Source organism: Rothia sp. P7181, assembly GCF_048513015.1.
Classification (GTDB): Bacteria; Actinomycetota; Actinomycetes; order Actinomycetales; family Micrococcaceae; genus Rothia.
In genome coordinates, this window is sequence record NZ_JBLXXZ010000012.1 from 51254 (window position 1) to 61723 (window position 10470).

Genomic DNA, 10470 nt, shown 5'->3' on the forward strand with positions numbered 1-10470 from the left:
CGTCAATGTACCGCGTGGTAGCGATATTCGCTCGTTTTTTACACTAAACCCGTGTTTTTGTGATTCAGACTACTCTGCATTCTGAGATTACGCTGACAGTTTTCCGGTTTTTGTCACTATCTGAGCAAAGTTAGTATACAGTAGCGTTATGCCTAGAATTTCTGCAGCCTCAAACGCGGCACAACGCGAGAACACCAAACGTGCCATTCTCGACTCTTTTGGTCGACTCCTCTATATGCGTGGACTACCCGGACTCACCATGACCGACGTCGCAAAAAACGCTGGTATTGGACGCACCGCAGTCTATAACTATTTTGCAGATATGGGCGAGCTACTTGTAGCATACGCAATGGACGAAACGGACAAGTTCCTCTCCGATCTTAACGAAGGCCTTGAGGGTATCACCAACCCGATTGACAAACTTGCCGTATATATCCGCCTAGAAATTGAGCGTCTTTCCCTACATCACATGCCACCGGGGCCAGCAATGCGTTCAGTACTCTCCCCCGAGTCTTTCGCAAAACTAGGCAAGCACGTATCCGCGTTGCAGATTGTTCTGGGGAAAATACTTCAAGAAGCTATCGACCAAGGTTACATTCTAGAGAACGATATTCGCGAAATGGCTCGTCTTATTCATGGTTCTCTCTCTTCTAGTGCAGAGCGCACTGACGAGACACCTGATGCTAAGGCACGTCAACGTCATATTGATTCAACGATTCGTTTTATTCAAATGGGTCTAGGCGCTCGTTTTGATGAGGTTGGAAATCCTGTACGTTTGGACGGAAAGAGCCCTTATTTAGTAGCTGTTTCTTAGTTATTTACGGAGCTGAGTAATGTACGGACTCTGTCTCTTTAGAGACTAGTCCTTCACCGTTAACGCTCATGGAAGTCTCATGATAATAACCATACCAATAAGAACCAGGATAGTAATTAGCTCCATAAGCAAAGTAACGGTACCCTACTAGGCAGTAACAACCATCTCTGGCTGTACACGATGTTTCCTTGACAATAAGGTCCCCTCCTACCCATCGGGTGGTATATGGGTAGAGAGTTTGTGTTTTGCCGTTTTTCGAAATGCTCCGCAAACTTCTGCCATACTCACGCTCAAGCAAAGACCATTTCATACTCGATTGGTACGCTCTATGGAAACGTAAATCAGCATCAGGTAACCAGAAGGTTTGTTGTAATCCCTGAAAAGTGTCTCCTGGATTTACATGAGAAAATTTAACGCTACAACCACCCATGCTCACACGTGGCCAGTACCGGTCCCAAGTAAAACGTCCCACGTTAGAGGGTCCGGACTCCCATCTAAGGTCAGGATTACTACCAGGTGAACCAGCATAAGCAGGAATAGCAGTAGTGGCAATAACAGCCGGAGCACTCCAAAGCGCAGACTTTACGATATAACGACGGCTAGAACTGACCATGACGAATCCTTATAACAAGCAAGCGAATCAACTTATAAAAATTATTTAAGAAAATTTTAATAGCATTATAAGTATGCGTGTGTTTCAGATTCAAGACCCTGCCAGAAGACCAATCCAGTCTAGGTAAATGAGTTCACAACGAAATCCCTGATATAGAAAAGCGTTGACACCACTTCAGCCTACTATTCGTTTTATTCCAGGGCGTCTAGGCGCTCGTTTTGATGAGGTTGGAAATCCTGTACGTTTGGACGGAAAGAGCCCTTATTTAGTAGCTGTTTCTTAACATATATTTTTTATATATACACGTGGGGTTTGATAAGATTTTTTATCAAACCCCACGTGTATTTTTTAAGAAGATATTATTTTATGATTTACTATTCTTTTAAATGCATTGTTCCCGCAAAGATTTATTGTGCGGAAACAATGCTGTTATCTAAACGATAGATTTTTATACTTTTTAGATATTTAACGTGTAAATGTTTGAGTATCTAAACGGCCGTTCTTGTCTTCCAAAGGTCCACCGTTAATACTCATACGGATTTGGTAAAGATATGAGCGCCATTCACTAGGATCGCTCTGATCACTGAAGAATTCGTAGCGTGGGAACCAGTAAGTTCCACCACCACGGTTTTGACCAGCCTCAGAGATATTGCTTCCACCCACCCAATAAGTTGTGTAAGGATAGACAGTCTGAGGAGCACCATTTTGAGTTGCAACACGAGGCTCGCGAGTCATATCACGAGATAGAGTTGACCAGAAGGGGCTAGAGTCTCCCTCGGGGTGGAATGTAAAGGAGTCGTAAGGTAGCCAGTAGGTGATGCTCAAGTCGGTTACAGTATCTTCTGGAAGGACGTTCTGGTATTGAACACCAAAGGGACCGCGACGGCTTGGGCTGACTCGAGTGTGGTAATCATCATAAACATCGTGGCTAACGAAGGAGCTACCATTCCAGCGAAGGTTAGGGTTGGTGTGTGGTTCATCAAATGATGCTGCATAAGCGGGGACAGCAGCAGTAGCCACAACTACTGGAGCAGCCCACGCTGCGGACTTAACTAAATTACGGCGAGTGACACTCATAATTACCTTTTTCTTATATACGTTGTGTGGTTTCCGTTGGTGAGGATTCATCAAAAATGAAGCTCAGGTAAAATCATAGACAACTCCGAGCAACCGTTCAAGAATATAAACGACATAAGAATTCAATGCAACGATAAAGATTTCGTATTTTTTCAGTTATCTAGAGGAAACTCTCGCCAATTCTTAGCTTTGAGAAAAACGACACTTTTTATTTTCGGGAGTTTTGGTGTTCTCGAACTTATCACCTAGAGAAAAAATATAAGGTTTCTTTTCATTATTTTATTGCTATTTTTAAGTGTTTCTTTGAAGCAAGAGAAAATCTAAAATACACCCTATTTACTAGTTGAAATATCCAAAAGTAGGATGTTGAAACATCGAAAAAATTCTTGAACAGTAAAGTTTAAAGAGCAACTTAGCCGTGGACACCAGTCACCCAAACAGCCCACAGATAACATTTCGCTTATCCGACACTTTTTGCGAAAATATCAGACAAATGGTCAGAAACTCTCAGACAACTTTGGTATCAGAACGTTAGAAGGCTCTAGAGCTTATCGAAAATTGTTACGTAAACCACTTACCTTTGTCCGCAAAATGAGACACAAAAAGACATAACGCTTAAAGGGTTAGAGCCTCGCGCAACAGAGTCTTTCGTCATCACAATCAAACCCATAAACATGTGAAACGGATAGAGAACACTACCATTCGGCGCTCCACGCCAAAGAGATAGGCAGTAAATATTTAAAGCAATAAGCTCATCACTATACGTAGTGATGAGCTTATTGCTTTTATGGCGGAGGATGGGGGATTTGAACCCCCGAGGGCGTTAACCCAACACGCGTTCCAGGCGTGCGCCATAGGCCGCTAGGCGAATCCTCCAAACGCTACGTAGCTTTCTCAAGCTTCACGTAAGCGAACAGATAAAAGCCTACCGCACTTTTTAAACGTTCGCAATTCCTAGCCCCTAACTTTTTCGTTAGCTACACCACTGACTGTTTTTTGCTTCACCACCTTGTCAGCTTTCTTTCAATGACTTTATGAGGTAGACTCTGTATCAGCCTCTTACGTGGCGTTATCTTGGAGAACTCCCCCAGGGTCGGAAGACAGCAAGGGTATCTGAGCTCTGACGGGTGCGTAAGGGGTCCTTTTTTATGCCCAAGCTTTACAAAAAGCATCTTCTGCTCTGCGTGGATAAATTACCCTTAACACTGACCTATTCATTAGACTAGGGTGCAAGATTCTTTTTTATTGCACGAATGTATAGGGTTGAGCTGTGAGCACTGCACTTTATCGCCGTTACCGCCCAGAATCCTTTAACGAGGTTATCGGTCAGGAACACGTCACCGAACCACTCATTACAGCGCTAACCAATAACCGCGTCAATCATGCCTACCTGTTCTCGGGTCCACGAGGCTGCGGTAAAACAACGTCTGCTCGCATCCTCGCGCGCTGCCTCAACTGTGCAGAAGGCCCAACACCCAACCCTTGCGGAGCCTGTGACTCGTGTAAAGAGCTTTCTCGCCACGGCGGAGGATCGCTGGACGTCATTGAAATGGACGCTGCCTCACACGGTGGCGTCGACCATGCTCGAGATTTACGCGAACGAGCAACTTTCGCACCGGTTCGTGACCGCTATAAAATCTTCATCATTGACGAAGCGCACATGGTCACTCGCGAAGGGTTTAACGCTCTTCTTAAAATCGTTGAAGAACCACCAGAGCACATTAAATTTATTTTTGCGACGACCGAACCGAATAAAGTCCTCGGAACAATTCGTTCTCGCACCCATCACTACCCTTTCAGACTTGTTCCCCCAAGCACTCTCTCTTCCTACCTATTGCAACTGTGCCAAGAAGAAAATGTGCAGGTTGAAGACGGCGTTATCCCACTGGTAGTTCGTGCCGGTGGTGGGTCTGTTCGCGATAGTCTATCTATCCTTGATCAGTTGATGGCAGGTTCTCAGCAACAACATATTTCCTATGATGTCGCTACGTCTTTACTAGGATTTACCCATAGCGGACTTTTAGACGATGTTATTTTTGCTTTTGCTCAAGCAAATGCTGCTGAAGTTTTCCATGCAGTAGACCGTGTTATTCAAACAGGACAAGATCCCCGCCGATTTGTTGAAGATTTGTTAGAACGTCTGCGTGATTTGATTATTATTCAGGCAGTTCACGGATCTGTTGAGAGTGTCCTTCAGAATATGAGCGCCGATCAGGTTGAACGTTTACGCCAACAGGCCTCTGCTTTCGGCCCAGCAGAGCTCTCACGAGCAGCAGATGTAACCAGTCATGCGCTTAACGAGATGAGTGGTGCGACATCACCTCAGCTTCACTTAGAGTTGTTGTGTGCTCGTATTCTTTTGCCGGCTTCTGAGAAGTCTATTGGCGCTGTCGGCGCACGTTTAGATCGCCTTGAGCGTCGTGTGCGTTCTCTTGTTGAAGAGAACGAGGACGATTCTAGTCGTTCTACAGCTCGTGCAGAGTATTCGTTATCTGCGAGTGAGCAGGGCGCTCAATCGATGAGTCGTCCGCCGTTATCTGCTCCGCCGTTGGCTTCGGTTCAGCCCGCTCAGCCCGCTCAGCCCGCTCAGCCCGCTCAGCCCGCTCAGCCCGCTCAGCCCGCTGCCGAGGATACCTCATCTTCCCACACAGCAAACACCCCCTACGCGCCACTCACAGGAGCAGCACTTCTCAACGCCATCACCACACGATGGAAAGAAGTTCTCGAAGCCATACCCGAAAGCCAAGCACAAGAAAGATTTGGCCAATGCAATCCCTGCGACTTCACCAACAACGCCCTCTATATCGAAGCTGATATTCAAACACTACGAGGCGTTAAAGAATTCCTCCCCCTCCTCAAAAACGCCCTCTTTAAAGTCTTTGGCACTCGCTGTGATATTCACGCAAAAGTCCTTAAAACTACACCTCAAAACACACCATCACACCAGCCCTCCCCCGCTACGTCAACAGAGCATCTTCAAAAACCAGCCGTTGAACAGCCTCAACCACAGCAACAGTGGAACGAGCATCTACAACCCCACACCGGAAAAGACCCAGAATTCAGCCCCGAAAACTGGAATAACCCCGTCACCGATTGGGAAGTAGCGCCTGTACCCTCACACCCTGATGAGGAACAGCCGATAGAATCCTCATCACCAGAACAGGCTAAAACAACAGTTCTTAGCCCCGTACCAGACCCAACTGAAGAACCAGAAATAGCAGAGCCAGTACATAACAGTATCGCTAACGTCGAATACGAACCAGCTGATGACGCAGAGGACGATGATGTAGACGATTTTGTCGAAGAGCACCCTCATTTACGTGTTATCGACGGACAGGCACCACCCCTACACGACTCCGCACGAGAGAATCACCCCACTTCACAGCAATGGAAACGCCCCGACATCTCCGTTGCACCAGAACAGCCTGAAGAAGCTGAGGACGAAACTCAAAACGTAGAAAACGACGACGAAAAACACGAAGATACAGCACCAAGCTTCCGCGAAAAATATGCCAAAGAAGTGGCTGAAGGAAACCGCGCCGTACACGAAAAGGCTCAAGAGGTTCACGATAATAATCCCGTAGAAGAAGACTTCGTCCCCTCTGATGAAGACGAACCTCTAGAGAAGGTTATGCTCATCGGACAACGAGCCGTCGAAAAAATTCTTGGTGGAGTTGTCATCGACAACATCAAAAACTAACCACATATTCTTCTACTTGCGTTCTACCCATATATAAGGAGCTCTCTCTATGTACGATGCTGCGGTGCAGAACCTCATCGATGAGCTTGGCAGGTTGCCAGGTGTTGGACCAAAGTCTGCCCAACGTATCGCCTTTCATATCTTGAATTCTGATTCTTCAGAAATGCAGAAACTTACCAATGCGATTAATACCGTCAAAAACACTGTGAGTTTCTGCCAAGTATGTGGAAATATCTCCGAAACAGATCAGTGCGCTATCTGTCGGGATGAACGTCGCACCCCAACGACTTTATGCGTCGTTGAAGAATCAAAAGATGTGGTCTCGATTGAACGTACTCGTTCTTTTCACGGACGATACCATGTCTTAGGCGGGGCGATTAACCCTCTAGCGGGGCTTACCCCCGAACAGCTTCGTATTCGTGAACTCATTGCGCGCCTTGCTGACGAACGTATCGAAGAAATTATTTTAGCGATGGATCCAAACCTCGAAGGTGAAGCAACAGCAACATACCTTTCTCGGTTACTTGTTCCTTTAGGTGTTCGAGTTTCACGTCTAGCTTCTGGGCTGCCCGTGGGCGGAGACCTCGAATACGCCGATGAGATTACCCTTGGACGAGCGTTAGAAGGTCGCCGTATTATTGCTGAAGGTAACCGCCACAGTACAGAAAATCATGCAGAGGCGTTTACTCAAGCTGTTGCTGAAGACCAAGAACGACAAGCTCAAAATACGCCGGCACCACAACCTCGCCAAAGATGGAGTGGTTCAATGTTTGAAGAGCTATCTGAAGAACATGAAGATGCACCGCAGCAGGGCACCCTCAACGAACCGCTTTTAGAAGAACTCGATGCCGAAACGATAACGGAACCTGAGGGTAGCTCTCGCCCAGAAGAACAAGATGGTTCTTCATCTCAGCAGCAGAGCTATCAAGAACGCTTAGAGGAATTAAAGAAAACTCCGCTACGCACCCCAACCCCTCAGATTCCGCCTATCCCGGGGCGAACGTATGTGAACCCTTGGCAATAAATCGTACTGAATGTTGTGTTCAGACGTTTTATAGTGTGCCGAAGAAATCTACCTGTTTTTCTTGCCCGTTCAAATAGTCTGGTAGCCAATAGAATTCCCATGCCGGAGCTTCATCCTGTAAAACGGTTCCCCACCGTTCGGGGCTAAAGGCTGTTAGCCAGTATTCTCCGTGGGTGTTTCGTTCTAAATACCCGTAGTCAACGAGTTCTCGTCGGAGGTATGCGAAGTCTGACCACAATTCGTTAAGAATGTGGTTTACTTCTTGTTCGGTGTAGCTTTGGCCCCTCTGAAAATAGTTGATGAGGTAGAGCAAAATATGTGCTCGTGTTCGACGTTTTGAGGGAATGACCGTCATCGCGCCGTCTTTAAAGAATCGGGAGACGATGGTTTGGTGTTCTTGGTAGGCTTCTTTACGCGCGCTCTGGTGCTGTTCTTCGTACTCTTTAAGTAGTTCCATGCGAGCGGTGGTGTAGTTTACCCCTGTTTGTTGCATGCGAGCGCGTACTTGAGTTTTGAAATTACGTTGAGTTGTCATGGATAACCCTTACATGTGTATCCCTAGCCTACTTTTCGTGTTATCTGATGTTATGAACTCAATATGCACCACGTCGTGTGCCGCCCTTTTGTTGTAGAAGTGGGGCGGTGTTGTGTTGCAGTATGTCCCATGAGGAGTCTTTCCCCTTTACGGTGCATTGTTTAAGCTAGGGTTCAACGATGCCGTTAGGCGTTAGGGTTCGCCTAAAGTGAGGATACATCATAGGGCACGAAAAACACAATTAATATAGTGTTTCAGGTTACACAATATGGGTTAATATGAAGTAATCTGTGTAGCAATGTCTACGTTTGAGACGCGTTTACCACTTGAACACTGAACTACTCTAGTATGGATGCAGAATCGTCAGCCCTCTGACGGTTATTTCAGAAGAAAATCTAGTGGAGTAAGTTTATGAGCCTGATTGTTCAAAAATTTGGTGGTTCATCGGTCGCAGATGCAGACGGTATCAAACGCGTAGCCAAACGTATTGTAGATACCCGAAAAGCAGGGAATGATGTGGTAGTGGTCGTCTCCGCTATGGGAGATACCACCGATGAACTATTAGATCTTGCCGCAGAGATTACTTCAGATTCTTCTCCTTCACGAGAACTGGATATGCTTCTGACCGCTGGTGAACGTATCTCTATGGCAGCGTTATCTATGGCGATTAACAGCCTCGGGGTCAAAGCGAAATCTTTTACCGGTTCTCAAGCTGGGATGATTACCGATGGCGTACACGGCGCTGCTCGTCTTGTAGAGGTTACTCCGCAACGTATTCATGCCGCATTAGCAGAGGGCGATATTGCTATCGTTGCCGGTTTTCAGGGAATGAACCGTCAGACCGGTGATATTACAACGTTAGGGCGTGGCGGGTCAGACACTACCGCAGTCGCGTTAGCTGCCGCTTTAAATGCTGATGTCTGTGAGATTTATTCTGATGTCGATGGTGTTTTCTCAGCTGATCCGCGTGTTGTTCCGACCGCCCATAAGCTGGAGACCATTACTAGCGAAGAAATGCTTGAGATGGCAGCAAATGGTTCAAAAATTTTGCATCTACGCTGTGTAGAGTACGCGCGCCGTTTTAACTTGAAATTACATGTTCGTTCATCATTTTCTGAGTTGGAGGGAACACTTGTTATTCCCGAGAATTCTGAAGAACTGACCCCTAACCATTTAAAGGAGATTCCCTTGGAACAGCCCCTCATCTCTGGTGTTGCACATGACCGCAGCCAAGCAAAAGTTACTCTTATTGGGGTTGTTGATACACCGGGTTCTGCTGCGAAAGTCTTTGGTTTGCTCAACGAAGTTAACGTGAATCTGGACATGATTGTTCAGAACGTTTCTACGGACCGCCCTGACGTTACCGACATTACTTTTACTCTTCCTCAAGATCAGGGAGCAAAAGCTGTGAGACGTCTAGAGCAGGCACAAGAAGAGGTCGGTTTTACGGAGCTACGCTACACCGAAGAAATTGGTAAGCTCTCCTTAGTTGGTGCGGGTATGAAGGCTCATTCTGGGGTGTCTTTCACCTTCTTTGAGGCGCTAAGCCAAGCTGGGGTGAACGTTCAGATGATTTCAACCTCAGAAATTCGTATTTCAGTCATTACTGATTTAGACAAGCTCGACGAAGCGGTACGCGCCGTGCATACGGCTTTTAATCTTGACGCTGAAGGCGAAGCGACTGTTTACGGTGGTACAGGTCGCTAAAGACTCACGCAGATTCTATGATGCCTCAACGGTAAAATACTTCCTATGAGTTTTTCCGTTGAGGCATTTTCATGGGTTCTTTATGAGCCTGAGCAGTGGCAGAAGTACGCGCGTGAACATCACGAACGTGCCGCTGTTTTTGCGGACCCATATTTAGCAAGACGCCATCGCGGAGAAAAACACCCCGTTGAGGATTTCCTTTTCACCTACTACACCCTCAAGCCTGCACAGTTTAAGCGTTGGCATCCCGGTGCTGGTGTTATTTTGCTTGATGCATCTGAGTATGCTCAGCAGAAATTTTATATGCGTCTAAGCGCTGAAGACATTGCGCAGTTACCTCTTAGCGAAGCACACAAAGAACGTATTTCTTCTAGCGATTGTGCTGTTACGGTTGATATTGCACAATTTTTGCAACGCCGTTCTGAAGCCGTGAGTTATATCTATCAAATCCTTTCGAATACTGCCCAGAAAAATGGTTTTTTCGGGTGTTTTGGGATGCACGAATGGGCGATGGCGTATCGTTCCGTAGAGAATAATATCCGCCATGATTATTTACCCTTACGGTTAGGTGCTGAAGGCACTAATGAGGTGGTAGATTCTCATCGTATCCGTTGCTCACATTTTGATGCGTTCCGGTTCTTCATGCCACAGGCTGCCCCAAAGAATGAGCTACAACCAACCCGTCAGCAACAGCGTGTTCTTGAACAGCCAGCATGTTTGCACGCAAACATGGATATTTACAAGTGGGCGTATAAGCTTCTTCCTTTGGTTGATTCTCAACTTCTTCTGGATTGTTTTGAGTTAGCGTGGCAGGTGCGTGAACTTGATATGCGGGCAGCCCCTTATGATCTCCACGATTGGGGTTATACCCCTGTTAAGGTGGAAACTCCTTCCGGTAAAGCAGAATATGTGCGTTATCAACGTGATTTTGCAGCCCGTGCTCAGCAATTACGTACCCGTCTTTTAGAACGTGTTTCTTCGGTGTATTCTCCTGAACTGT

8 protein-coding genes, 1 tRNA gene and 1 other RNA gene are annotated in these 10470 nt (G+C 46.5%); 6 read left to right on the forward strand and 4 right to left on the reverse strand.

The annotated features are described in order from the left end of the window. The first annotated feature begins 148 nt into the window (after positions 1-148). A complete protein-coding gene (locus ACN08Z_RS06930) occupies positions 149-814 on the forward strand; it encodes a TetR/AcrR family transcriptional regulator (RefSeq protein WP_419103822.1) in 666 nt (221 codons plus the stop codon). A 4-nt stretch (positions 815-818) separates the two neighbouring features. Here the strand turns inward: ACN08Z_RS06930 and ACN08Z_RS06935 are convergent, their stop codons facing one another. The 3 genes from ACN08Z_RS06935 to ACN08Z_RS06945 all read right to left on the reverse strand — a co-directional run bounded on the left by ACN08Z_RS06935 (position 819) and on the right by ACN08Z_RS06945 (position 3380). Continuing rightward, positions 819-1427, reverse strand: coding sequence for a hypothetical protein (locus ACN08Z_RS06935; protein ID WP_419103823.1), 609 nt, complete (start codon positions 1425-1427; stop codon positions 819-821). A 465-nt stretch (positions 1428-1892) separates the two neighbouring features. Continuing rightward, on the reverse strand, positions 1893-2504 hold the full coding sequence (locus tag ACN08Z_RS06940; RefSeq protein WP_419103824.1) for a hypothetical protein: 612 nt from the start codon (positions 2502-2504) through the stop codon (positions 1893-1895). Positions 2505-3292: 788 nt separating this feature from the next. Then, positions 3293-3380 (reverse strand) — tRNA-Ser (locus ACN08Z_RS06945). Between the two features lie 174 nt (positions 3381-3554). Between ACN08Z_RS06945 and ffs the strand changes: the two genes are divergently transcribed. From ffs to recR, 3 genes are all read left to right on the forward strand, one after another. Continuing rightward, positions 3555-3651: signal recognition particle sRNA small type (ffs, locus tag ACN08Z_RS06950), an RNA gene on the forward strand. Between the two features lie 123 nt (positions 3652-3774). Beyond that, positions 3775-6204, forward strand: coding sequence for a DNA polymerase III subunit gamma and tau (locus tag ACN08Z_RS06955; protein ID WP_419103825.1), 2430 nt, complete (start codon positions 3775-3777; stop codon positions 6202-6204). A gap of 49 nt (positions 6205-6253) precedes the next feature. Beyond that, entirely contained in the window at positions 6254-7228 is a 975-nt protein-coding gene (gene recR, locus ACN08Z_RS06960; RefSeq protein ID WP_419103826.1) for a recombination mediator RecR, read from the forward strand. A 28-nt stretch (positions 7229-7256) separates the two neighbouring features. On the opposite strand, the gene ACN08Z_RS06965 is transcribed toward recR, so the two are convergent. Further along, on the reverse strand, positions 7257-7763 hold the full coding sequence (locus ACN08Z_RS06965) for a DUF2087 domain-containing protein (protein ID WP_419103827.1): 507 nt from the start codon (positions 7761-7763) through the stop codon (positions 7257-7259). 411 nt (positions 7764-8174) lie between these two features. On the opposite strand from ACN08Z_RS06965, the gene ACN08Z_RS06970 reads away from it, so the two are divergent. Continuing rightward, a complete protein-coding gene (locus ACN08Z_RS06970; RefSeq protein ID WP_419103828.1) occupies positions 8175-9470 on the forward strand; it encodes an aspartate kinase in 1296 nt (431 codons plus the stop codon). Positions 9471-9515: 45 nt separating this feature from the next. Beyond that, positions 9516-10470 (forward strand): 3-methyladenine DNA glycosylase (locus tag ACN08Z_RS06975; RefSeq protein WP_419103829.1); only part of this gene is annotated, 955 nt, incomplete at its 3' end.

Coding starts and splice junctions, on each gene's coding strand:
- ACN08Z_RS06970 (WP_419103828.1), top strand. CDS start 8,175: ATGAGCCTGATTGTTCAAAAATTTGGTGGTTCATCGGTCGCAGATGCA.
- ACN08Z_RS06930 (WP_419103822.1), top strand. CDS start 149: ATGCCTAGAATTTCTGCAGCCTCAAACGCGGCACAACGCGAGAACACC.
- ACN08Z_RS06965 (WP_419103827.1), bottom strand. CDS start 7,763: ATGACAACTCAACGTAATTTCAAAACTCAAGTACGCGCTCGCATGCAA.
- recR (WP_419103826.1), top strand. CDS start 6,254: ATGTACGATGCTGCGGTGCAGAACCTCATCGATGAGCTTGGCAGGTTG.
- ACN08Z_RS06940 (WP_419103824.1), bottom strand. CDS start 2,504: ATGAGTGTCACTCGCCGTAATTTAGTTAAGTCCGCAGCGTGGGCTGCT.
- ACN08Z_RS06935 (WP_419103823.1), bottom strand. CDS start 1,427: ATGGTCAGTTCTAGCCGTCGTTATATCGTAAAGTCTGCGCTTTGGAGT.